This window comes from Streptomyces thermovulgaris, from assembly GCF_002155915.1.
GTDB classification, from domain to species: Bacteria; Actinomycetota; Actinomycetes; order Streptomycetales; family Streptomycetaceae; genus Streptomyces; species Streptomyces thermovulgaris.
In genome coordinates, this window is sequence record NZ_MUME01000060.1 from 1 (window position 1) to 23,788 (window position 23,788).

At 68.9% G+C, this 23,788-nt stretch carries 20 protein-coding genes; 10 read left to right on the top strand and 10 right to left on the bottom strand.

Annotated elements, in window-relative coordinates; genetic code table 11:
- Window positions 1–320: 320 nt before the first annotated feature.
- Window positions 321–2,264 carry a chromosomal replication initiator protein DnaA gene (dnaA, locus tag CCN35_RS06365; protein WP_079129914.1) on the bottom strand — a complete coding sequence of 648 codons (1,944 nt, stop codon included), beginning with the start codon at window positions 2,262–2,264 and terminating at the stop codon, window positions 321–323.
- Between the two features lie 370 nt (window positions 2,265–2,634).
- On the opposite strand from dnaA, the gene rpmH reads away from it, so the two are divergent.
- The 9 genes from rpmH (at window position 2,635) to CCN35_RS06410 (ending at window position 9,409) form a co-directional block, all read left to right on the top strand.
- Window positions 2,635–2,772, top strand: coding sequence for a 50S ribosomal protein L34 (rpmH, locus tag CCN35_RS06370; protein ID WP_031511218.1), 138 nt, complete (start codon window positions 2,635–2,637; stop codon window positions 2,770–2,772).
- Between the two features lie 21 nt (window positions 2,773–2,793).
- On the top strand, window positions 2,794–3,165 hold the full coding sequence (gene rnpA, locus CCN35_RS06375) for a ribonuclease P protein component (RefSeq protein ID WP_079129915.1): 372 nt from the start codon (window positions 2,794–2,796) through the stop codon (window positions 3,163–3,165).
- Window positions 3,162–3,518 (top strand): membrane protein insertion efficiency factor YidD, encoded by a 357-nt coding sequence (yidD, locus tag CCN35_RS06380; protein WP_079129916.1) that lies wholly within the window; start codon window positions 3,162–3,164, stop codon window positions 3,516–3,518. Before rnpA ends, yidD begins: the two co-directional genes overlap by 4 nt.
- A gap of 3 nt (window positions 3,519–3,521) precedes the next feature.
- Window positions 3,522–4,793: a membrane protein insertase YidC gene (gene yidC, locus CCN35_RS06385; RefSeq protein ID WP_067397781.1), complete on the top strand. Its 1,272-nt coding sequence runs from the start codon at window positions 3,522–3,524 to the stop codon at window positions 4,791–4,793.
- Window positions 4,794–4,808: 15 nt separating this feature from the next.
- The gene (locus CCN35_RS06390; protein ID WP_067397782.1) at window positions 4,809–5,321 is read left to right on the top strand and encodes a Jag family protein; all 513 of its coding nucleotides are present in this window, start codon (window positions 4,809–4,811) and stop codon (window positions 5,319–5,321) included.
- A 117-nt stretch (window positions 5,322–5,438) separates the two neighbouring features.
- On the top strand, window positions 5,439–6,155 hold the full coding sequence (rsmG, locus tag CCN35_RS06395; RefSeq protein ID WP_067397783.1) for a 16S rRNA (guanine(527)-N(7))-methyltransferase RsmG: 717 nt from the start codon (window positions 5,439–5,441) through the stop codon (window positions 6,153–6,155).
- Window positions 6,156–6,406: 251 nt separating this feature from the next.
- Entirely contained in the window at window positions 6,407–7,480 is a 1,074-nt protein-coding gene (locus CCN35_RS06400; RefSeq protein WP_079129919.1) for a ParA family protein, read from the top strand.
- The gene (locus tag CCN35_RS06405; RefSeq protein ID WP_086791801.1) at window positions 7,477–8,577 is read left to right on the top strand and encodes a ParB/RepB/Spo0J family partition protein; all 1,101 of its coding nucleotides are present in this window, start codon (window positions 7,477–7,479) and stop codon (window positions 8,575–8,577) included. The genes CCN35_RS06400 and CCN35_RS06405 overlap by 4 nt, the downstream gene beginning before the upstream one ends.
- A 214-nt stretch (window positions 8,578–8,791) precedes the next feature.
- Window positions 8,792–9,409, top strand: coding sequence for a GNAT family N-acetyltransferase (locus tag CCN35_RS06410; protein WP_067397786.1), 618 nt, complete (start codon window positions 8,792–8,794; stop codon window positions 9,407–9,409).
- A gap of 117 nt (window positions 9,410–9,526) precedes the next feature.
- Here CCN35_RS06410 and trxA read toward each other — a convergent pair whose 3' ends face one another.
- The 7 genes from trxA to CCN35_RS06445 form a co-directional block, all read right to left on the bottom strand.
- Window positions 9,527–9,859 carry a thioredoxin gene (trxA, locus tag CCN35_RS06415; RefSeq protein ID WP_067397787.1) on the bottom strand — a complete coding sequence of 111 codons (333 nt, stop codon included), beginning with the start codon at window positions 9,857–9,859 and terminating at the stop codon, window positions 9,527–9,529.
- 45 nt (window positions 9,860–9,904) lie between these two features.
- A complete protein-coding gene (gene trxB / locus CCN35_RS06420; RefSeq protein ID WP_067397788.1) occupies window positions 9,905–10,876 on the bottom strand; it encodes a thioredoxin-disulfide reductase in 972 nt (323 codons plus the stop codon).
- A 193-nt stretch (window positions 10,877–11,069) separates the two neighbouring features.
- The gene (locus tag CCN35_RS06425; RefSeq protein WP_067397789.1) at window positions 11,070–11,981 is read right to left on the bottom strand and encodes an anti-sigma factor family protein; all 912 of its coding nucleotides are present in this window, start codon (window positions 11,979–11,981) and stop codon (window positions 11,070–11,072) included.
- Complete coding sequence (gene sigM / locus CCN35_RS06430) at window positions 11,978–12,703, bottom strand: RNA polymerase sigma factor SigM (RefSeq protein ID WP_067397790.1); 726 nt, start codon at window positions 12,701–12,703, stop codon at window positions 11,978–11,980. Before sigM ends, CCN35_RS06425 begins: the two co-directional genes overlap by 4 nt.
- A 25-nt stretch (window positions 12,704–12,728) precedes the next feature.
- Window positions 12,729–14,450: a protein kinase family protein gene (locus CCN35_RS06435; protein WP_067397791.1), complete on the bottom strand. Its 1,722-nt coding sequence runs from the start codon at window positions 14,448–14,450 to the stop codon at window positions 12,729–12,731.
- A 118-nt stretch (window positions 14,451–14,568) separates the two neighbouring features.
- Window positions 14,569–16,890 (bottom strand): murein biosynthesis integral membrane protein MurJ, encoded by a 2,322-nt coding sequence (gene murJ, locus CCN35_RS06440; protein WP_086791802.1) that lies wholly within the window; start codon window positions 16,888–16,890, stop codon window positions 14,569–14,571.
- A 46-nt stretch (window positions 16,891–16,936) separates the two neighbouring features.
- Window positions 16,937–19,369 (bottom strand): DUF6049 family protein, encoded by a 2,433-nt coding sequence (locus CCN35_RS06445; RefSeq protein WP_086791804.1) that lies wholly within the window; start codon window positions 19,367–19,369, stop codon window positions 16,937–16,939.
- A 315-nt stretch (window positions 19,370–19,684) separates the two neighbouring features.
- Here CCN35_RS06445 and CCN35_RS06450 point away from each other — a divergent pair, with 315 nt between their 5' ends.
- Window positions 19,685–21,160 (top strand): CCA tRNA nucleotidyltransferase, encoded by a 1,476-nt coding sequence (locus CCN35_RS06450; protein ID WP_067397794.1) that lies wholly within the window; start codon window positions 19,685–19,687, stop codon window positions 21,158–21,160.
- Between the two features lie 111 nt (window positions 21,161–21,271).
- Here the strand turns inward: CCN35_RS06450 and CCN35_RS06455 are convergent, their stop codons facing one another.
- Both CCN35_RS06455 and CCN35_RS06460 read right to left on the bottom strand, forming a co-directional pair.
- Complete coding sequence (locus CCN35_RS06455; RefSeq protein WP_067397795.1) at window positions 21,272–22,567, bottom strand: MFS transporter; 1,296 nt, start codon at window positions 22,565–22,567, stop codon at window positions 21,272–21,274.
- A 105-nt stretch (window positions 22,568–22,672) separates the two neighbouring features.
- Window positions 22,673–23,755 carry an inositol-3-phosphate synthase gene (locus tag CCN35_RS06460; RefSeq protein ID WP_067397796.1) on the bottom strand — a complete coding sequence of 361 codons (1,083 nt, stop codon included), beginning with the start codon at window positions 23,753–23,755 and terminating at the stop codon, window positions 22,673–22,675.
- Window positions 23,756–23,788 lie beyond the last annotated feature (33 nt).

The window sequence follows — 23,788 nt, forward strand, 5'->3', positions numbered from 1 at the left end:
GGTGCGGGGCGGCGCGGGGGCGCTCGGCGCGGTCCGGCGTCCGGCGCCGGTGCCCCGGCCTCGGGCCGGGACGGCGAAAGGGCACGGGGAAACAGGAGGGACGTGCCCGGCGGTCCGGAAGAAGACGGAGGGATCCCCGGAGGGGTCCGTGCGGAGGAGGGCCGGAAGGGCGTGCCGGGAGGCCCGGAGCGCCGCGGGCCGGAGCCCCGGAGCTCCGGAGTCCTGAGAACCGGCCGGAGCGGACCGGAGGGGCGCCCCGGTGTCCCGGGACGCCCCTCGGCTGCGTCCTGCGGCTTCCCGGCCGTTTTCGACGCGGCCGGTCAGCTGCCGTTCTTGATGCGGTTGGTCAGCTCCGTGACCTGGTTGTAGATGGAGCGCCGCTCGGCCATCAGCGCGCGGATCTTGCGGTCGGCGTGCATGACGGTGGTGTGGTCGCGCCCGCCGAACTGCGCGCCGATCTTCGGCAGGGACAGGTCGGTCAGCTCCCGGCACAGATACATGGCGATCTGCCGGGCGGTCACCAGGGCGCGGCCGCGTGAGGTGCCGCACAGGTCCTCGACCGTGAGCCCGAAGTAGTCGGCCGTGGCCGCCATGATGGCCGCCGCCGTGATCTCCGGGGCGCTGTCCTCGCCGCCGGGGATGAGGTCCTTGAGGACGATCTCCGTCAGGCCCAGGTCCACCGGCTGCCGGTTGAGCGAGGCGAACGCGGTCACCCGGATCAGCGCGCCCTCCAGCTCGCGGATGTTGCGCGAGATCCGGGAGGCGATGAACTCCAGCACCTCCGGCGGGGCGTTCAGCTGCTCCTGCACCGCCTTCTTGCGCAGGATGGCGATGCGGGTCTCCAGCTCGGGGGGCTGGACGTCGGTGATCAGCCCCCACTCGAACCGGTTGCGCAGCCGGTCCTCCAGGGTCACCAGCTGCTTGGGCGGCCGGTCGCTGGAGAGCACGATCTGCTTGTTGGCGTTGTGGAGGGTGTTGAAGGTGTGGAAGAACTCCTCCTGCGTCGACTCCTTGTCCGCGAGGAACTGGATGTCGTCGACGAGCAGGATGTCCATCTCGCGGTAGCGCTTGCGGAAGCTGTCGCCCTTGCCGTCGCGGATGGAGTTGATGAACTCGTTGGTGAACTCCTCCGAGCTGACGTACCGCACGCGCGTGCCCGGGTACAGGCTGCGCGCGTAGTGACCGATCGCGTGCAGCAGGTGCGTCTTGCCGAGCCCGGACTCCCCGTAGATGAACAACGGGTTGTAGGCCTTGGCCGGCGCCTCGGCGACGGCGACCGCGGCGGCGTGCGCGAAGCGGTTGGAGGCGCCGATGACGAAGGTGTCGAAGAGGTACTTCGGGTTCAGGCGCGCGGTCGGCTCACCGGGGCCGGACGCCGGAGCGGGCTGTGCGGTGAGCGGGCCGGAGGCACCGCTGGCGGGGCGGCTCGGGCCCATGGGACCGCCGCGGTGCGCCTGACCGGAGCCGACCGGAGGTTCGGGCAGGTCGCGGCGCCCGGTGTCGCGCTGCTCGTAGTCGGGGCGCGACGGGTCGTACGACGGGCGGTCCACCGGCTGCGGACGGTAGTCCTGGGACGGCGCCGACGGCGCGTAGGGGTCCTGCGGGCCGTAGGGGTCCTGTGCGGAGGGAGAGGCGTACGGGTCCCGCTCGGGGAAGCCGAGCCGCTGCTGCTGCCAGCCGTAGTCGTCCTGGGGACGGCGGGGCCAGGCACCGGGCTCGGGACGCTGGTAGTCGGCGTACTCCCCGGGGTAGGCGGGACGGGCGGTCGGCAGCGGGTCGGAGTCGTCGACCGGCTGGGGACCGGTGCGCGGAGGCGGCAGCTGGTCGCTCCCGGTGCCCGGCAGCTGGTCGGCGTGGCCGGAACGGTGGCCGTCGGACCGGTGCCGGCCGTAGCCCTCGTATCCGCCCTGACCGGTGGGCAGCTCCTGCTCCTCGTAGCGCGGCTCCTCGTAGCGCGGCGCGGGCGGAGCGGGAACCGGGGACTCGCCGACGGAGCTGTCGACGGTGATGGCGATACGGATGGGGCGGCCGCACTCACGGCTCAGTGTCTCGCTGACGACCGGGGCGAGGCGCCCTTCGAGGACGCCCTTGGCGAACTCGTTCGGCACGGCGAGCAGCGCGGTGTCGGCGACCAGCGCGAGCGGCTGGCAGCGCCGGATCCAGTGCTCGTCCTTGGCCTCGACGCCCTGTCCACGGCCGTCGCCGAGAAGCTGTTCCAGGACTCGTGGCCACACTGCGGCAAGATCGGCAGGTACGTCAGCCACAGGCACGCTCTCTCACGGGTCCTACGAACGTGTGGTTCGGGACGGGTCGGTATCTCTTCGGTGGTGAGGGGGACAAGGGAACGAATGGGAGTTCAGCCACGGTAGTCAGCGTGGCGGGTGCGGTTCAAGTTGTTGTCCCCAGGCTGTGGACAGTGTCTCTCCGTGTCCCCCGGTTTGACCGGAAGACGCGGCCGCGCGTACCGTGACGAGGTCGAGTTGTCGATGGCTGCTGCCGCCTGCCTCCGATGGGCACAGATCGCGTCAAGGTGATCGGTAAGCGGTGCACTCGGGCGTAACTGCGAGCTACTCGTGGGCGCACGGTGACAGCCAGGACGGCATCCGCCACCATCGATTTTTCTGGAGTCCCCGAGTGAGCAAGCGCACTTTCCAGCCGAACAACCGTCGTCGCGCCAAGACCCACGGCTTCCGGCTGCGTATGCGCACCCGTGCCGGCCGCGCGATCATCGCGTCCCGCCGCAGCAAGGGTCGCGCCCGCCTGTCCGCCTGATCCCGGTCAGGTCATGACGTCGTGCTGCCCACCGAGAACCGGCTGAGGCGGCGCGAGGACTTCGCGACCGCGGTACGACGAGGGCGCCGAGCCGGACGCCCCCTTCTCGTCGTCCATCTACGCAGCGGTGCCACGGACCCGCACGCGCCTGGGGAGAGCGCTCCTCCGCCGCGTGCGGGTTTCGTCGTGAGCAAGGCCGTGGGGGGTGCGGTCGTCCGCAACACGGTGAAGCGCAGGCTTCGCCATCTGATGCGCGACCGGATCGCTCTGCTGCCCCCCGGTAGCCTGGTAGTCGTGCGAGCGCTGCCCGGTGCGGGTGACGCCGACCACGCACAGCTGGCCCGAGACCTGGATGCCGCCCTTCGACGACTGCTGGGAGGGGGCGCGCGGTGAAGTACCCGCTGCTGGCATTGATCAAGTTGTACCAGTGGACCATCAGCCCGCTGCTCGGGCCGGTGTGCAAGTACTACCCGTCGTGTTCCCACTACGGCTACACGGCCATCGACCGGCACGGTGCGATCAAGGGAACAGCACTCACTGCCTGGCGGATCCTGAGATGCAATCCGTGGTCGCTCGGCGGTGTGGACCATGTGCCGCCGCGCAAGCGTCCGCGGTGGCACGAAATGCTGCGCAGCGCATGGCGCGCACGCAAGGGCGGGCCCTCCGCCGCCGAAACGGCCACCGACGGCCCCATCCCTCCGTCGAGCCCGGCCGCAGAGCCCTCGTCCCATGCCCAAGGAGCATGATTAGTGGACACGATTGCCAGCCTCTTCAGCTTTATCACAACACCCGTCTCCTGGATCATCGTCATGTTCCACAAGGTGTACGGGGTGCTCTTCGGCCCTGACACCGGGTGGGCCTGGGGCCTGTCCATCGTGTCCCTGGTGATTGTCATCCGCATCTGCCTGATCCCGCTGTTCGTGAAGCAGATCAAGGCGACGCGCGCGATGCAGACGCTCCAGCCGGAGATGAAGAAGATCCAGGAGCGTTACAAGAACGACCGGCAGCGCCAGTCCGAAGAGATGATGAAGCTGTACAAGGAGTCGGGCACCAACCCGCTCTCCTCGTGCCTTCCCATCCTGGCGCAGTCGCCGTTCTTCTTCGCCCTGTACCACGTGCTGAACAGCATCGCCTCGGGCAAGACCATCGGCTTCATCGACCAGCAGCTACTGGCCAGTGCGCAGAAGGCGCACATCTTCGGTGCCCCGCTGGCCGCGAAGTTCCTGGACAGCCCGTCCAAGGTCGAGGCGCTCAACGCCTCGCTGACGGATGTGCGCATCGTCACCGCGGTCATGATCGTCCTGATGTCGGCGTCGCAGTTCTTCACGCAGCGCCAGCTGATGACGAAGAACGTCGACATGACGGTGAAGACGCCGTTCATGCAGCAGCAGAAGATGTTGATGTACATCTTCCCGATCATGTTCGCCGTCTTCGGCATCAACTTCCCGGTCGGTGTCCTCGTCTACTGGCTGACCACCAACGTGTGGACCATGGGCCAGCAGATGTACATCATCCACAACAACCCGACCCCGGGTTCCAAGGCCCAGGCCGCCTACCTCGAGCGTCTCTTCAAGCACGTCACGCACCACGGCAAGGTCCGCAACCGGCGCGAGAAGGCCATGATCAAGGCGATCGTCGCCAAGGGCCGGGACCGCAACGAGTACGAGCGCAAGTTCATCAACGGTCTGAACAAGGCGGGCCTGGCGGCTCAGAGCGACGGCTCCGTGGTGAAGAGCGAGAGCGCCGCCGCCGCGCAGGCCCAGGACGGCACGACCACCACCGTCACCGCCCCGCGCCGTCAGCAGCCCAAGCGGCAGACCAAGGCACAGCGCCAGTCGGGTCGCTCCAAGGCCGGCAGCGCCACGGCGTCCCCCTCGCTGAACAAGTCCGACTCGCCGCAGGCAGCCACGTCCGGGACGGCCAGGAAGGCCGGCCCGAAGCCGGGCAACGGCACCCGCAGCCGGGCCCAGTCCGGTCAGCGCAAGGGTCCGCAGCGGCCCAAGTCCCCGTCCAAGAAGTAAGAAGGAGCCCATCCCGTGACGGAAGGCACCACCTCTGCCGCTGTCGAGGGTGCAGACGAACTGACCCTCCTGGAGCAGGAGGGCGAGATCGCGGCGGACTACCTCGAGGGTCTGCTGGACATCGCCGACCTCGACGGTGACATCGACATGGATGTCGAGGGCGACCGCGCCTCTGTCTCGGTCATCAGCGACACCGGCGTCCGTGAGCTGCAGAAGCTGGTCGGCCGTGACGGCGAGGTGCTGGAGGCGCTGCAGGAGCTCACACGGCTGGCCGTGCACCGGGAGACCGGTGAGCGCAGCCGTCTGATGCTGGACATCGCCGGCTACCGCGCCAGGAAGCGTGCCGAGCTGTCCGAGCTGGGCGCCAAGGCCGCGGCCGAGGTCAAGAGCAGCGGCGAGCCCGTGAAGCTGAAGCCCATGACTCCCTTCGAACGCAAGGTCGTGCACGATGCGGTCAAGGCCGCGGGCCTGCGCAGTGAGTCCGAGGGCGAGGAGCCGCAGCGCTTCGTCGTCGTGTTTCCGGCCTGAACGGTCCCCCCACTCCACCGGCCCCGTCTGCCTGCAGGCGGGGCCGTAACTTTGTCAGCCTGATAGTTCTGGTGGTCGGCGCTGTTCGCGCTGATGCGGTACGGAAGGACGGTCCCCGTGACGGAGGCAGCGGAGCTCCCCCCTGCTCCTGAGCAGGCACGTGACGTATTCGGCGATCGCTTCGCGGATGCGGTCCGGTACGCCGAGTTGCTGGCCGAGGCAGGAGTACAGCGAGGGCTCATCGGTCCGCGTGAGGTACCCCGTCTGTGGGAGCGGCACCTGCTGAACTGTGCGGTGCTCTCCGAGGTCGTGCCCGAGGGGGTGACGGTGTGCGATGTCGGCTCGGGCGCCGGCCTGCCGGGCATTCCCCTGGCTCTGGTCCGGGAGGACCTGAAGATCACGCTGTTGGAGCCGCTGCTGCGGCGGACCACCTTTCTCACCGAGGTCGTCGAGCTGCTGGGGCTTGACCATGTCACTGTCGTCCGCGGGCGGGCCGAGGAAGTGATGGGCAAGATCCCGCCGGTGCATGTGGTGACCGCCCGGGCGGTTGCCCCGCTGGACCGTCTGGCCACCTGGGGCATTCCCCTGCTGCGCCCTTATGGCGAGATGCTCGCCCTCAAGGGGGACACGGCCGAGGAGGAGCTGAAGAACGCGGCCACGGCTCTGGCCAAGCTCGGCGCGGTGGAGACCTCCATCCTGCGCGTGGGGGAGGGAGTCGTGGAACCCCGGTCCACCGTCGTCAGGGTCAAGGTCGGGGAAAGCCCGGGCGGTGTGCGCTTTGCGGCCAAGCGTGCGAAGGCGGCTCGGACGGGGCGCACACGACGGCGCCGCTAGCCGGACGTACCCCTGCGCAAGCTGTCAAACCCGCGCAATAACGGAGTGTCGCAGCGGTTCGGCTGCGGTCGCTGGGCATCGTGTTTCACGTGAAACGTCGCTCACTGTTGCACGGCATCATCGATCGCAGCCGCGCTGCGGCCCACCCGCGCGACCGCAGGCCGGGCTCACTCAAGCAGGGAACGGAGTTGTCCACAGAGGTGGATTTCTCCACAGAACAACAGGCCTCACTGGTTCACACCCCCGAAGGCATGGGAGGCTCTGTTCATTGCGAGCCTGAAGTCGAGGAGAGTGAATCCTTGCGGTCCGACGCCAATATCGCGGGACCGATGACCGATCCGGTCCCTGGTCCCCGTACCGAGTCGACGGGGGAGGATGTTTCACGTGAAACACCGCCCCCGATGGACGACACTCCCATCGGTCGTGCTGCCCAGCTGGCGGTCGAGACTCTGGGCCGCGCAGGTGCGGGACTGCCACGGCCTGAACAGACCCGCATCATCGTGGTCGCCAACCAGAAGGGTGGCGTAGGCAAGACAACGACAACCGTCAACCTTGCCGCTTCACTGGCTCTGCATGGCAGTCGGGTCCTGGTGATCGACCTCGACCCGCAGGGCAATGCCTCCACCGCACTGGGCATCGACCACCACGCGGAGGTCCCCTCCATCTACGACGTGCTGGTGGACAGCAGGCCCCTGGCCGAGATCGTCCAGCCCGTCACCGAGGTCGAGGGTCTCTTCTGCGCCCCCGCCACGATCGATCTCGCCGGCGCGGAGATCGAGCTGGTGTCCCTGGTGGCGCGGGAGAGCCGGCTGCAGCGGGCGATCCAGTCCTATGAGCAGCCGCTGGACTACATCTTCATCGACTGTCCGCCCTCCCTCGGCCTGCTGACGGTCAACGCTCTGGTGGCCGGCCAGGAGGTTCTGATCCCGATCCAGTGCGAGTACTACGCGCTGGAGGGCCTGGGGCAGCTGCTGCGCAATGTCGACCTGGTGCGGGGGCACCTCAACCCCACTCTGCATGTGTCGACCATCCTGCTCACCATGTACGACGGCCGGACGCGCCTTGCGTCCCAGGTCGCCGAAGAGGTGCGCAACCACTTCGGTGACGAGGTGCTGCGGACGAGCATTCCTCGCTCCGTCCGTATTTCCGAGGCGCCGAGCTATGGGCAGACGGTGCTGACTTACGATCCAGGATCGAGCGGTGCCCTCTCCTATCTTGAGGCGGCACGAGAAATCGCGCTGAGAGGTGTCCGTGTCAGCTATGACGCCACGCATGCGCACATCGGCGCGCAGAGCGATCCCAATATGGTGGAGGGGATTCAGTGAGTGAGCGACGGAGGGGGCTGGGCCGTGGGCTCGGCGCTTTGATTCCTACTGCCCCGACCGCGGAGAAACCCTCGGTCCCGGCAGCGATGGGGGGTGCCTCGGCATCACCTGCGGCTGCTTCTACGCTGACCGGTGAGCGGGGCGTGGCAGCGGCGAGGGTGACCACGCTGCCGCCTGTTTCACGTGAAACAGAGGAGTCGGGCAACGCAGCCGAGGTTCCCGCAGCTCCGGTGGGCGCCCACTTCGCCGAGATCCCCCTCGACTCCATTACGCCGAACCCGCGCCAGCCGCGTGAGGTCTTCGATGAGGATGCGCTGGCCGAGCTTGTCACCTCCATCAAGGAGGTCGGGCTTCTCCAGCCCGTCGTGGTACGGCAGCTCGGGCCTTCGCGCTATGAGCTCATCATGGGCGAGCGGCGCTGGCGGGCTTGCCGTGAGGCGGGACTCAAGGCGATTCCGGCGATCGTGCGGGCCACGGACGACGAGAAGCTTCTTCTGGACGCCCTGCTGGAGAACCTGCACCGGGTCCAGCTGAACCCGTTGGAAGAGGCCGCCGCCTACGACCAGCTGCTGAAGGACTTCAACTGTACGCATGATCAGCTGGCGGACCGCATCGGCCGTTCCCGTCCGCAGGTCTCCAACACCCTGCGGCTGCTGAAGCTGTCGCCGGCGGTGCAGCGCCGAGTCGCTGCCGGGGTTCTCTCGGCGGGACATGCGCGGGCACTGCTCTCGGTGGAGGACCCCGAGGAGCAGGACCGGCTGGCTCACCGGATCGTCGCCGAGGGGCTGTCGGTGCGGGCGGTCGAGGAGATCGTCACCCTGATGGGGGCACGGCCGAAGGCGACGCCACGGTCCAAGGGTCCTCGGGCCGGCGCCCGGTTCTCTCCGGCCCTGTCGGAGCTCGCCACTCGTCTGTCCGACCGCTTCGACACCCGGGTGAAGGTCGACCTGGGACAGAAGAAGGGCAAGATCACTGTCGAGTTCGCCTCCATGGAGGATCTGGAGCGCATCCTCGACACCCTGGCTCCGGGCGAGGCCCAGGTGCTGCAGAAGAGCCTGCAGGAGAGCGGTGCGGAGGAGACGGAGCCGAACTCCTGAGATCTCGTTCGGGGAGGGGCCAGATCGATTGTTCGGCAGAAGCGGGCCTTGTCCGGTGTATACCGGAACGGGGCCCGTTCTTTGTTTTCATCCGGTATCGGCACAATCGCATCGTGGTTACGATGCGTTCGGATATGCACATCCCCCCCACCGTGCTGGAGAAGGACGCCCGCTTGTCACGCTGGAAAGGCGAAGGAAGCGAGGAACAGCTTTCATGGGCCGTAGGCTCGTACCGCTCACGCTGGACAACCTTCAGGACCTTCCCAAGCGCTGTCGTGAGTGTGTCTTCTGGGAGCTGGACCCCGTCAGCGGCGAAGCCGCGGTGAAAGCGGGCACATCCGCCCTGGAAAAAGAAGCGTGGATCTCCTCCGTTCTCCTGGACTGGGGTTCCTGCGGCCGGGTCGTCTATGTCGATGACGTACCTGCGGGCTTTGTGCTCTACGCTCCCCCCGCCTATGTCCCTCGTTCCACGGCGTTCCCCACAAGCCCTGTCTCGCCGGATGCGGTGCAGCTGATGACCGGCTTCATTGCGCCGGGCTACCAGGGACAGGGACTGGGCCGGGTGATGGTGCAGACGGTTGCGAAGGACTTGCTGCGGCGAGGGTTCAAGGCCATCGAGGCATTCGGGGACGCCCACTGGAAGGAACCCGCCTGCATGCTCCCGGTCGACTATCTGCTGGCCGTGGGGTTCAAGACGGTCCGGCACCATCCCACTCACCCGCGGCTGCGGCTGGAGCTGCGGTCGACGGTGTCCTGGAAGGAGGACGTGGAGATGGCGCTCGACCGGCTTCTGGGAGCCGTGCACAAGGAACCGGCACTGCGGCCGCTCTAGGAGAGCCGTCCTCCAGGAAGAGAAGAAGGCGTCTTGCATGAAGGGGGCCGGCCTCGTGAGGCCGGCCCCCTTCATGTTTCACGTGAAACACATGCCGTCGCAACAGCGGGTGTCGCGTCAGTCGGCGATGAACTCCTCGAGCTCACGAACGATCGCGGCCTTCGGCTTGGCCCCCACGATGGTCTTGGCGACCTCGCCATTCCGGTAGACGTTCAGGGTCGGGATGGACATGACGCCGTACTTGGTGGCCGTGTTCGGGTTCTCGTCGATGTTGAGCTTGACGACCTCGATCTTGTCGCCGTACTCGGCGGCGATCGCCTCAAGGGACGGAGCGATCTGGCGGCAGGGGCCGCACCAGGCGGCCCAGAAGTCCACCAGAACGGGCTTGTCGTTCTTGAGGACCTCCTGCTCGAAGGTGTCGTCGGTCACGTTCTTCAGGGTGCCGGCCACAGCGGGCTCCTTCATTGATCGTGCGTGGGCTGGAATGGATGGGGCTCAGGCAGTGGACTTCTCGGGCTCGGCCTTCTGCTCGCTGTCCGCGACAGCGGCCAGGTAGCGCTCGGCGTCCAGGGCAGCGGCGCAGCCGGTGCCGGCCGCGGTGATCGCCTGGCGGTAGGTGTGGTCGACCACGTCACCGGCGCCGAAGACACCGGGGATGTTGGTGCGCGTGGACGGCGAGTCGACCTTCAGGTAACCCTCCTCGTCCAGCTCAAGCTGGCCCTTGAAGAGCTCGGTGCGCGGGTCGTGGCCGATCGCGATGAACAGACCCGTCACTGCGAGGTCCGAGAACTCACCGGTCTTGACGTTGCGCAGCTTCAGACCGGAGAGCTTCTGGTCACCCTGGATCTCGGCGACCTCGCTGTCCCAGATGAACGTGATCTTCGGATCGGCGAAGGCACGCTCCTGCATGGCCTTGGAGGCACGCAGCGTGTCCCGGCGGTGGATGACGGTGACGGACTTGGCGAAGCGGGAGAGGAAGGTCGCCTCCTCCATGGCGGTGTCACCGCCACCGACCACGGCGATGTCCTGGTCCTTGAAGAAGAAGCCGTCACAGGTGGCGCACCAGGAGACACCCCGGCCGGTGAACGCGTCCTCGTTGGGCAGGCCGAGCTTGCGGTGCTGCGAGCCGGTGGCGACGATGACGGCCTTTGCCCGGTGCACCGTGCCCGCCGTGTCCGTGACGGTCTTGATCTCGCCGGTCAGGTCGACGGAGACGACATCGTCCGGAACGAGCTCGGCCCCGAAGCGCTCGGCCTGCGCCCGCATGTTGTCCATGAGCTCGGGGCCCATGATGCCGTCGCGGAAGCCCGGGAAGTTCTCCACTTCGGTGGTGTTCATCAGTGCGCCCCCCGCGGTGACGGCGCCCTCGAAGACCAGCGGCTTCAGCGACGCGCGCGCGGTGTAGAGAGCCGCCGTATAGCCGGCGGGCCCGGAGCCGATGATGATCACGTTACGGACGTCGCTCACGGGTTGATTCCTCGTCTCTGGACTGGGTCGTACGGCCGGTGGGAGCCCTCTCGCACAGCTCTCACCCCATCCAACGGATCCTACGGGGCGTGCATTCCCGATGGGTTCGGGCACACGGATGCATCAGCATGTGGACGGGCGCGGGTGTGGAAACCAAGCGCATGCGCTTGGACAGCGCGTGCAGGAGTGCCGGTTAACGCGCGTAGGAACGCTGCAGCAGAAGTGTGGGGGCGGCCGAAGGCTGCTGGACGCACTGTGCGTCCACGAGATAGGCCATGACGCGGGTGCTGTCGCCGGAGGGGTCGGGCAGCACGACGAGATAGGCGTCCTTGCCCCTGTAGGTGCCCGCCTGGGCGGCGAGGGGAGCACCGGATGCACCGATGCCCTGCCGGATGCACAGGGGCACCGTGACGGTGGGGGTCTTCAGAACCTTCGGGGTGCCGGCATCCGGAGCGGATTCCATGCTGAGACCACGGGGAGCACGGGAACCCTCCGAGGCCTTCTGGGCCTGAAGAAGGTCGGCGACCCGGTTCTTGAGCGTTCCCTCGGAGAAGGTGTCCGTGGAAGCGCTCGCACGGTCGTGCGCCGCGGTGCCGGAACCCTTGTCGTCGTACAGGGTGGTCATCACCACGGAGGCGACGCCCAGGGCGGCCACGGCAACGGTGGAGCCCAGGACGGCGATCCTGCGGCGCCCGCGCCGGGAGCGGGTTCTGCGGCCCGGTCCGGTGCTGGACGCGGGGGCATGTCCCGGAGGGCGGTCCGCCGCCGATGTTTCACGTGAAACATGCGTGTTCCCGGGGGCGGAGCCGGGCTCGGTGGTTCCGGTGCTCCGGGAGGCATCAGAGGATTCGGCGGCTTCGGCGGCTTCTGAGGCGAGGGCGGCGTCCACACGGGCCGCGATGTCCTCGGGCATGCCCGGAGGATCCGGCAGGGTGCCGAGCAGACCACGGAGCTCCTCCAGCGAGGCATGGACATCGGCGCACAGATCGCACTCGTCCAGATGCCGTCGCAGGGCCGTGGCCCGAGAAGGAGGGAGAAGGCCCTCGGTGAGGTCGGAGATCTCCGTGACATCCGGGTGCTCGGCCGCGTCCGTCGTGGTTGTCACGCTCGTCCACCTCCGCCCTTCACAGCAGCTGAATCGCTCGGCCCCGTGTCCCGCGTGCCCACGCTCTCAGGATCCGCCGGGGGTGGGACGGATGTCCCCTGCGTCCGGTTCCGTCCTGTACCCGGTTCCTTCCCGTCGCCGGTACGTCCGGGCCGCAGATGGGTGAGGAGCGGCAGAAGTCTCGCTCTGCCCCGGGCGCAGCGGCTCTTCACCGTTCCGGTCGGCACATCGAGGATGCGCGCGGCCTCGGCGACCGGATACCCCTGCATGTCCACGAGCACCAGTGCGGCCCGCTGGTCGGGCGGCAGGCTGCTCAGCGCCTCGAGGAGCTGCCGCTGCACATCGTTTCTCTCGGCGGGCGCCGAGGCCGACTCGTGCGGCTCCAGCAGCTGCTCCAGGCGCTCGGGGTCGTCCACCGGCGAGGTTCTGCGCGAGGCCGCCTTGCGGGCCCGGTCCAGACAGGCGTTCACCGTGATCCGGTGCAGCCAGGTCGTGACGGCCGACTGGCCCCGGAAGGTGCGGGCGGCGCGATAGGCCGAGACGAAGGCGTCCTGCACGGCGTCGGCGGCCTCCTCGCGGTCGCCCAGCGTCCGCAGGGCGACCGCCCAGAGCCGGTCGCGGTGGCGCCGTACCAGTTCACCGAAGGCGTCGGGATCGCCCTTCACATGGCGGGCCAGGAGGTCCTCATCGCTTGCATCGCCGTATGCGGTGCCGGACGCCATGGACCCCCTCCCCTTCGGTGAGACGTCAGCCCGTGAATTTCACATCGGTGATGCCCTGCTTGTAGCCGGCACTGCTGTAGCCGTCATGGGGGGCCCTGGGCACATCCGTGATCCACAGCAGTACGTACTGCGTCTTCACCGGCTTCGTCGCCTTCACCGTGAGGGAGGACCCGGTGGTGGTCGCGGTTCCGATCTTCTTCATCCCGTCGATCCCGGTGGAGGGAGTCAGGGAGTCGGTGGCGTAGAGATGGACCGTGGTGTGGTCACCGGAGTAGCGAAGCCCTATCGACGCCGCGGAGAGCTCCTTGGCCGAGCCGAGGTCGTAGACGATGCCCACTCCCGGCTTGTAGGGAGCCAGCCGCGGGCCGTCCCGGTAGCTCTTGGTGCGCCAGTACGTGGAGCTGTCGCCGTCGTAGGTCTTGCCGACGTCCTCGGCGGCCTGGGCAGGCCCCTGGGCGACGTACTCCCGCGCCCCCTGGATCTGGAGCGGCTGGGGCGGCTTCTGCGGCTTCTCGTTCTTGTCGTTGTCGTCCTGCGTCTGGGACTGGGTGCCGTTGCCGGGATCGCCGCCCCGGTTCATCAGGGCGTCCGCGAGCTGCCAGCTGCCCAGGCCCAGGGCGGCGATGAGCAGCGTCGAGACGGCCCACTTCAGGGCCTTGCCGGTGCGGCTCTGCAGCGGGGGCGGCGGAGCGGGGATCGGCTGGGCGACACCGGGACGCGGTGCCGTACGGCCGTATGTGCCCTGCTGGTACGAGGTGCTCTGGTACTCCGGCGGCGCGGTGAACGCCGGCTCCGGAGGACGGATGCGCGGCATCTCGCTGATCGCCTTGGCCAGTTCCTCCGGAGTGGTGCACGGTGCCTCGTGCCGGGAGGCGGTGGCGCCGTTGTTGGCGAGAGCGCGCATGGCGAGTTCGGACAGACCGCGATGGACGCCCGCGCGCACCTGGTCCGGAGGGATGAGACCGAGGTCCTTGGGCAGGCCGGACAGGCCGTAGGCGTCCTCCTCGTACGGCCAGCGCTGGGTGAGCGACGCATACAGCAGGGCGCCGATGGCCTCGGTGTCGGTGCGCTGCGGGGTGTCGGAGCGGACGCCGCGCAGCGCGGCGTTCACAGCCAGGCCGCGGATGCGCCACTGGCCGGTGGAGGTGCGCAGCACGGCGTTGGGGTTCAGCCGCAGATGCGCAAGACCCTCGCGGTGCGCGGCGGCCATCGCGGAGGCGACCTGGCTGACCATCTGGTAGGCGTCGTGCGGCTCCAGGGGACCGGAGGCCAGCAGCGTGGTCAGTTCCGTGGCGTCGGGCAGCCATTCATGGACGACGTAGACGAGGTCGTTCTCCTCGACGGCGTCGAGGACCTGCACGAAACGAGGGTCGCCGAGCAGCGCGGCGGAGCGGGCCGCGGCCAGCACGGACCGGGCACGGGCGTGGTCCGCGGGCAGGACGTGCACTCCGACGGCACGGCGGAGTTTCTCGTCCACCGCACGCCAGCTGCTGAATCCGTCCAGACGGGTGACGCACTCCTCGAGGCGGTAGCGTCTGGCCAGCTTGTGACCGCTGTGCAGTTCGGGAGGCGAGGCCTTCTTTCCGGAGGGTTCGGTCGTGCCGCTCCCCCGTGTCTCGTCGCTGTCCGTGTCCCGCTTCCGGTTCTGGGCCACCCCGTCGGACGTGGACTGGTCCGCCTTGGCGGTCAGCGACTTCTCGCCGCTGTTGTCTGCCACGTCGACGGCAGCCGTACTCCGTTCCGCCACCGTCGCTCCTGCCTCCCCATCCATCGCGCGCTGTCCGACGCCGAAACCAATTGTGCCCACAGTCCTCCGCTATGCACGACACACGGCTGCGGAGGATGGTTGTGCGCCTACCCCCGTCTCAACGTCCCAGGCGCCCGCGGACCATGCCCACGAGCGAGTTGACTTCCTCGATGCGCATCCGGCGGGCGGCGACGAAGAAGAGGCCGAACAGCAGGGCCCCGCCGGCCAGCAGCGCGGCGATCGATCCCAGGACCCCCTGGCCCAGGCTCTGGCTGACGCCGTAGCAGGCCGCGCCGCTGACCAGCGTCGCCGGCACCGAGGCGATGCACAGCCGGGCGTAGGTCCGCACCACGCGTGAGCCGTCGAGGTCGCCGCCCAGCCGCTTGCGCAGCCGCCGCCAGGCGACACCGACGCCGATCGCATACGCGAGACCGTAGACGGCGGCCATGCCGACGACGGCCCAGCGGGCCGGGAGCAGGACGTAGCACAGGGCCGAGGCAGCCGCGTTGACCCCGGCCACGATGACCGTGTTGTAGAAGGGGGTGCGGGTGTCCTCGTAGGCGTAGAAGGCGCGCAGGACGACGTACTGCACGGAGTAGGGGATCAGACCGAGGCCGAAGGCCATCAGCATGTAGCCCATGTTGGTGGCGGCCTCGGTGCCCGAGGAGCCGAACATCAGCGTGCACATCGGGATGCCGAGCGCGACGAAGCCGAAGGCGATGGGCACGATGGCGACGGCGGTGGTCCGCAGGCCCTGGGAGATGTCGTCACGGACGGCGCCGCTGTCGTCGTCGGCGGCCGAACGGGAGATCCGCGGCAGCAGGGCGGCCATCAGGGACACGGTGATGATGGCCTGGGGCAGGCCCCAGATCAGCTGGGCGTTGGCATACGCGGAGAAGCCGGTGCCGTTGACGCCGGACTCCTTGACCGAGGCGGTGGCCAGCTGGGAGACGACGAGCGCGCCCGCCTGGTTGGCCAGGACGAACAGGATGGTCCACTTGGCGAGTGTCGCGGCCTTGCCGAGACCGTGGCCCCGCCAGTCGAAACGCAGCCGCAGCCGGTACCCGGTCTCCTTCAGGTACGGGATCATCGCCAGGGCCTGGACGACCATCCCGAGCAGCACGCCGATGCCGAGCAGCCGCTGGCCCTCCGGCGGGATGTTCGTGGCCGTCATGCCGGAGTGGGAGGCGGAGCCGTACACCCAGATGAACGTGCCGAGCGTCACGATGATGACGATGTTGTTCAGGACCGGGGTCCACATCATCGCGCCGAATCGTCCACGGGCGTTGAGGATCTGCCCCATCACCACATGGATGCCCATGAAGAAGATCGAGGGCAGGAAATAGCGGACGAAGGTGATGCCGACCTCGTTGGCCGCCGGGTCGCTGGCGACCGGGACGGACAGCATGCGGATCAGCAGGGGGGCGGCGAGCATCGCGAGGACGGTGAGCACCCCCAGCACCACCATGACCAGGGTCAGCAGGCGGTTGGCGTAGGCCTCGCCCCCGTCGTCGTCCTCCTTCATGGCGCGCACGAGCTGGGGCACGAAGACGGAGTTGAGCCCGCCGCCGACGGTCAGGATGTAGATCATCGTCGGCAGCTGGTAGGCGACCTGGAAGGTGTCGCCGAGAAGACCGATGCCGAGCGCCGAGACGATCAGTGCCGAGCGGATGAACCCGGTGAGACGGGAGACCATCGTGCCCGCGGCCATCACGGCACTCGACTTCAGCAGGCCGGAGGCCTTCCCGCCCTTCTTCGCCGGAGCGGGGGCCGGCTCGGCCTTGGGGGCAGCGGTCTCCTCGGCAGCCGGCGCGGAGACGTACGGGCCCGTCGTTCCCTGGCCGGCGGCCGGGGCGGGGCCGGTGACCGAAGGGGCTTCGCCCAGCGGGCGCCCGTCGGACTGCGGAGGGGCGTAGCCGTACGGTCCGGGGGCCGGGTGGCCGTAGCCGCTCTGGCGTGTGTCCTGGTAGCCGCCCTGCTGCTGGTCCTGGAAGAGATGGGCGAAGGCGTCCGGCTCATGACGGTTCCCGCCGATGGGGCCGGCCGGACGGTCCGCACCGGCGAACTGCGCGGTGCGCGGATCCTCGCCGTGCGGCGGATACGGGGCGGCGCCCGACGGGCCCGGCGGGGGAGTCTGCGCCCACACACGCGGATCGGGGGCGTGCGGTGCCTGCGGGGGCTGCCCGTGGGGCGGCTGCTGAGGACCGTGGGCACCGGACGGCGCGGGCGACGGCGAGGGGTGCGCGGCACGGTCGTACGGTCTTTCGCCGCCCATGCCCTGGGCGGCGAGGTTCTGGGCCCGGTGGGGATCCGTGCCGTGGGCGCCCTCGCGGTACGGGTTCGCGGGCGGCGGCACCTGACCGTGCGGGGGAGGCGGGGCGCCGGGGTCGCCCGAGCCGCCCACGGCCTGGCCGCGGTCACCGTCGTACGGCGCGTTCATGGATTACCCCACCTCATCGTCCCGGGCCCTCCGGGCCACCACATGCTCAACGGTCCACTTTCTCACCCGTGCCGGACTGGGCGGCGCTTTCCGCCGCGGTGTCCGGTGTCGGGTCACTCGGCTGCTCTGGGGCGTCGTCCTCCGGCGCGTCCGTGCTCCCGCCGGTCCCGTCGGCGCCGCTCTCGCCACTGTCCGCGTCCGTGCTCCCGGGGGCCTCGAGGTCCCCGGCTGCCTTGGCGGCCTCGGCGTTCTCGGCTCCCTCGGCCGCCGCGGCGCCCTGCGCGGCCTCCCGGGCCGCCGCCCGCTTGCGCTGGGTGTACATGCGGAAGCCGGCGAGGACGAGCAGCAGGACACCGCCGCCGATGACCAGCATCACCGTGGCGGTGATCTCGGTGACCTTCACGTCGAAGGTGACGGGGGCACCGTACTCCCGGCCGTCTTGCGTGTAGAGCTGGGCGACCACGGTCACCGGCCCGTTGGCATTGGCCGATGTGGTGAACTTCACGGACTGGCTGTGTCCGCCGGAGACCTCGACGGGCTGTTCCGCGTAGGCCCTGCCGCCGATCTTGAGACGGGTGGGATTGGTCGAGGTGAGCCGCAGCACCAGGTGGTCGACGCCCTGCACCAGGTTGTTCTGCACGGTCACCGGGATGGTGGCGCTGCGGCCGGAGAGCTTCGTCTCCGACTTGTCGATCAGCTTGACCTGCTCGGAGAGATCGTCGAGGTATCCCTCCACGTCGTTTCGGAAGTGCTCCGCCTCGTCGGCCCGGCCCCGCCAGGTCGTGGACATCTCCCGGTTCAGGGCGCGTCCGAAGGGAGTGACGACCCGGGACTCGTCGGTCAGGATGACCTTGAAGTTGTCGACCTTGTTCTGGGTCCGGGCGATCGCCGCGAAGGCGGAGCGGCCCAGCTCCTTCTTGCGCAGCGAGGACGGGTAGGAGGCGGCCGACGGGACCTTCGTGGTGGCGCGGGGGTCCGGCGCGGCCTTGGCGGCCGCGGACAGGTCCTGCGACTGGGACCAGGTGCTCTGCTGGAGAGCCGTCAGCGCCTGCGCCATGGCCTGGGCCTGGTGGGCGGTCGGCATGCGCTGCGGGGCCACGACGATGCTGCGCTGCTTGGTCGTCTGCCCGTGGATCCCCAGGCTCTGGGCGAGGAACCGCTGCACGGCGAGCGTGGTGCTGCCGGCCCGCGACATGTCGCCCTCGAAGGCCGTCGACAGCCGCTCGTCCGCGACGACCGCCGTGACGCCGCCGCCGATGGGGCGGGCCGCGGACGGCGTGTAGGCCATGCCGTCGGCCTCCCGCATGCTGTCACTGCGCGCGATGATCTTGTCGGCGCCGGCGGAGGTGGCGACCTTGACGATCGAGGGGTCCACGGCGCCGTCGACGGGCCAGGCGAAGTCCGTGTTCGGTTGCACATGGAGCACCGTCTCCACCGTGCTGGCGGCGACATCGGTGGCGTCCTTGAGCTGGCTGAGCGAGCCGGTCACGCTCGTGCCGCCATGGGCGAGGGACGCCAGATCGGGGTCGGCGAAGGGCAGCGCCACGACCTCCTTGCCCGCCACCGCCTGCTGCAGCGTGGCGAGCCACTGCTTGGCGACCGCCTGATGGGTGCCCGGGACGGTGGTGCCGTTGTCGGTCCGGACACGGTAGGTGCGGGTCATGGCGTCCACGGACGCCAGCAGGTCGGGATCGACGACCCAGGTGACGTCGAGGTCCTTGCCCAGCGACAGCATCCGCTCCAGACGGCCGCCGGGAGCGATGTCCTTGGCCAGGTCGTCGTTGAGGAAGACCGGTGTCTGCTGGGCACCGGGTCCTGTCTCGGCGGTCATGTGGACATCGGAGACGAGCGGCCACAGATAGGTCGTCTTCGTCTTCTTGTCCGCATCGTCCGGCTGCCACGGCAGGAAGGTGTGCTCGATGCCCAGGACCTGCTTCCAGGGCCGTGCGGAGGTCCGGCCGGACAGCGAGACGGAGAGCTGATAGACCCCGTCCCCGCCCAGCTTCAGCTTGTTCACCGGCACGGAGAGGGTGAAGGGCTGGGCGATGCCCGGGGCGAGTTCGGCGAACTTCTGGACGTACTTGCCGCCGATCTCGGAGCCGTCGGCACCCGGATCGAACGTGGTGCGCCGGGCCACGGCGTCGATCGCCGAGCGGGTGTCCAGTTCCGGACCCACGCGCAGGCCCACATGGGCGTCGGTGATCGTCTGTCTGCCGTTGTTCGTCACGGTGCCCGAGACAGTCAGCGTGTCCCCCTTCGAGGGCACGCTGGGACTGAGGGAGTCCAGGGAGACGGAGACCGTGCGCGAACCCGGCGCGGCCTGGAAGGAGTCCCGGGGGGCGGCATGTGCGGCCGTCGTGACGGGCAGCTGGAGCAGTCCGGCCAGCAGAGGCACCCCGGCGAGCAATACCCCGGCCCGTCGCAGCAGGCGGCGGGCAGGTGAGGGACTGATTCCCTGGAAGTCTGCCGCCTCGGCCACGCGCTCGCCCGTCCTCGTCGTCAGTGGTCGTCGGAATGTGCGTCCAGGCATGGTAACGATGCGCGCCGAGGGGAAGTGCCGCGGAGGCACCCCGACGATCATGGAGCGTCGACGGCTGTCCTGGATATGCGGGTATCCGGGGATGCCGTTCGTTACGTCACAAGGGCTCGTCTTGGGCGGGTAACAAGAGATCTGTCGCCGCGCTCCGGGAGATGCCGTCCCCACGCGCCCGCGGATGTCCCCCGGGAGTCCCGGGAGCCCGGGGAAAACAATGACGGCGCGGTCGGCCGCCCAGGCCACGTACCCTTTTCTGTTGTGCCGAACGCCAACGAAGACACTTCCTCCGCTCTGAACCAGGTGCAGCAGCGCGCGGTGAGCGAGCTGCTGCGGGTGGCCCCCGTCGTCGACGATCTCGCGCGCCGCTTCCAGCAAGCCGGGTTCTCCCTCGCCCTGGTCGGCGGCTCGGTCCGGGACGCGCTGCTCGGCCGGCTCGGCAACGACCTGGACTTCACCACCGACGCCCGTCCCGAGGACGTACTGAAGATCATGCGGCCGTGGGCCGACGCCGTATGGGACGTCGGGATCGCCTTCGGCACGGTCGGGGCGCAGAAGCAGGTCCGTGTCGAGGACACCGAGCGGTGCTTCCAGATCGAGGTGACCACCTACCGGTCGGAGGCCTACGACCGGTCCTCGCGCAAGCCCGCGGTGTCGTACGGCGACTCCATCGAGGAGGACCTCGTCCGGCGTGACTTCACCGTCAATGCGATGGCGCTGGCACTGCCGGAGAAGACGTTCATCGACCCGCACGGCGGCCTTGCGGACCTCGAGGCCCGTGTGCTGCGTACACCGGCCACGCCCCAGGAGTCCTTCTCCGACGACCCGCTGCGCATGATGCGGGCCGCGCGTTTCGCCGCCCAGCTCGACTTCGAGGTCGCCCCCGAGGTCGTCGCGGCGATGAAGGAGATGTCCGCGCGGATCGAGATCGTCTCGGCCGAACGGATCCGGGACGAGCTGAACAAGCTGATCCTCTCGGACCACCCGCGCCAGGGGCTGACCCTGCTCGTCGACACCGGCCTCGCCGAGCGTGTCCTGCCCGAGCTGCCGGCTCTGCGTCTGGAGAGCGACGAGCACCACCGGCACAAGGACGTCTACGACCACACGCTGACCGTTCTGGAACGGGCGATGGCGCTGGAGGACGAGGGCCCCGATCTGACCCTCCGGCTGGCCGCCCTGCTGCATGACATCGGCAAGCCGCGCACCCGCCGTTTCGAGAAGGACGGACGGGTCTCCTTCCACCACCACGAGGTGGTCGGCGCCAAGATGGCCCGGAAGCGCATGACGGCGCTGAAGTACTCCAATGAGCTGGTGAAGGACGTCTCCCGGCTGGTCGAGCTCCATCTGCGCTTCCATGGCTACGGCACCGGGGAATGGACGGACTCCGCGGTCCGCCGCTACGTCCGTGACGCCGGCCCGCTGCTCGACCGGCTCCACAAGCTGACCCGCTCGGACTGCACCACCCGCAACAAGCGCAAGGCGGCCGCACTGTCCAGGGCGTACGACAGCCTGGAGGCACGCATCGCCCAGCTCCAGCAGCAGGAGGAGCTGGATGCGATCCGTCCGGACCTCGACGGCAACCAGATCATGGAGATTCTCGGCATCAAGCCCGGTCCGCTGGTCGGCAAGGCGTACAAGCACATGCTGGAGCTCCGTCTGGAGAACGGGCCCATGGAGCACGATGCGGCGGTGGCCGCTCTCAAGGAGTGGTGGGCGGAGCAGGACCAGGCGGGCTGACCCCTGCGGCAGGGCCATGTTTCACGTGAAACATGGCGCAGGGGAGAAGGCCGAAGGGTGGTGTTTCACGTGAAACACCACCCTTTTCCCTCGGGGTTTTCCTGAGGGGCCTCAAGGGGTGTCGCAGGGCCGGTGAGGTGACATCTGCCGGCGTTCGGAGCCGGCCATGGCAGCCGCGACCGCCGCGTGGAGGACGGCGACCATGATCAGCAACGCGGTCGAGCGGCCGTCCGGCGGCAGCATCAGTGCGGCAACGCCCGCGGCGCCCACGAAGGCGACATTGAACAGCACGTCGTACACGGAGAAGATCCGGCCACGGAAGCCGTCGTCGACCGTGGACTGCACCACGGTGTCCGTGGCGATTTTCGCGCCCTGGGTGGTCAGCCCCAGAACGAATGCCGCGACCAGCAGAGGGCCGGTGGCGAACGGCAGACCGAGGGCGAGTTCGAGAACCGCCGCACTGCCGGCGCACACGGTGATCCAGCGGATGGGGCCGAGCCACCCCGCCATCCAGGGCGTCACAACGGCCGCCGCGAAGAACCCGGCGCCGGAGAGTCCCAGTGCCAGCCCGAGCAGACGCAGCCCGTCCTCCGTGTTCGAGGTCAAGGCATAGCGGCAGAGCATCAGCACCATGACCGCCAGCGCGCCATAGCAGAACCGCATCAGCGTCATCGAGGTCAGTGCCCAGGCGGCTTTCCGGCGGGGCGGAGCGGCAAGATGCCGCAGGCCCGCCACCAGACCGCGGGCGGTGCCGGTCAGCGCCACGCCCAATCGGGGGCGGGCCCGGCTCCGGTCGGGGCCGAGCAGATCCGGGGCCATGAGAAGCGAGGTGAGCGCCGAGCACAGATAGAGGAGGGCCCCCAGCAGCACCACGGCGGCGTCGGAGTCCGCGCCCAGCAGCCGTACGAGGAAGGCGAGGCCCCCGCCCGCGAACGCGGCCAGGGAACCGGCCGTGGGCGACAGGGAATTGGCCATCACCAGCCGCTCGGCGTCGACCACACGGGGCAGCGCGGCGGACAGCCCGGCCAGGACGAAGCGGTTGACGGCGGTGACGCACAGCGCGGAGACATAGAACAGCCAGTCCGGCACGGCGGCGACCATCAGCACCGCGGTGGCGGCTGCCATGGCCGCACGGGTCAGATTGCCGTAGAGGAAGACCTGCCGGCGCCGCCAGCGGTCCAGCAGGACCCCGGCGAACGGGCCGACCAGGGAGTACGGCAGCAGCAGCACCGCCATCGCGGAGGCGATCGCGGCGGCCGAGGTCTGCCTCTCCGGGGAGAAGACGACATACGCGGCGAGCGCGACCTGGTAGACGCCGTCCGCGCTCTGGGAGAGCAGCCGCACGGCGAGCAGGCGTCTGAAGTTCCTCACCCGCAAAAGGACACGCAGGTCGCGGACGACAGCCATGGCGCTCAGCCTCACATATGGCGGACATGCCGGACCCCCGGAAAGCACGCACGGTGCACCCGGGGGTCCGGCAGCCCTGGCAGGAGCGGTTTCAGAAACGACCGGTCAGCGCTCGACCTCGCCGCGAATGAACTTCTCCACGTTCTCGCGGGCCTCGTCGTCGGAGTACTGCACCGGCGGGGACTTCATGAAGTAGGAGGAGGCGGACAGGATCGGACCGCCGATGCCCCGGTCCTTGGCGATCTTCGCGGCACGCAGGGCGTCGATGATGACACCCGCGGAGTTCGGGGAGTCCCAGACCTCGAGCTTGTACTCCAGGCTCAGCGGGACGTCACCGAAGGCGCGGCCCTCGAGGCGGACATAGGCCCACTTGCGGTCGTCGAGCCAGGCCACATAGTCGGACGGGCCGATGTGGACGTTGTGCTCGCCGAGGTCCCGGTCGGGGATCTGGGAGGTGACGGCCTGGGTCTTGGAGATCTTCTTGGACTCCAGACGCTCACGCTCGAGCATGTTCTTGAAGTCCATGTTGCCGCCGACGTTCAGCTGCATCGTGCGGTCCAGGATGACGCCCCGGTCCTCGAACAGCTTCGTCAGGACGCGGTGGGTGATGGTGGCGCCGACCTGCGACTTGATGTCGTCACCGACGATCGGCACACCCGCCTCGGTGAACTTGTCCGCCCACTCCTTGGTGCCGGCGATGAAGACCGGCAGGGCGTTGACGAAGGCGACCTTGGCGTCGATGGCGCACTGGGCGTAGAACTTCGTCGCTTCCTCGGACCCCACGGGCAGGTAGCAGACGAGCACGTCGACCTGCTTGTCCTTGAGGACCTGGACGACGTCGACCGGCTCCTCGGCGGACTCCTCGATGGTGGCGCGGTAGTACTTGCCGAGGCCGTCGAGGGTGTGGCCGCGCTGGACCGTCACACCGGTGGAGGGCACGTCGCAGATCTTGATGGTGTTGTTCTCGGAGGCGCCGATGGCGTCCGCGAGGTCCAGGCCGACCTTCTTCGCGTCGACGTCGAAGGCGGCGACGAACTCGATGTCACGCACGTGGTAGTCGCCGAACTGCACATGCATGAGGCCGGGGACCTTGGACGCCGGATCGGCGTCCTTGTAGTACTCCACGCCCTGTACCAGCGATGCGGCGCAGTTGCCCACGCCGACGATGGCTACGCGAACCGAACCCATTGGCGGTTGCTCCCTGTGTGTGATCGGTGAAGC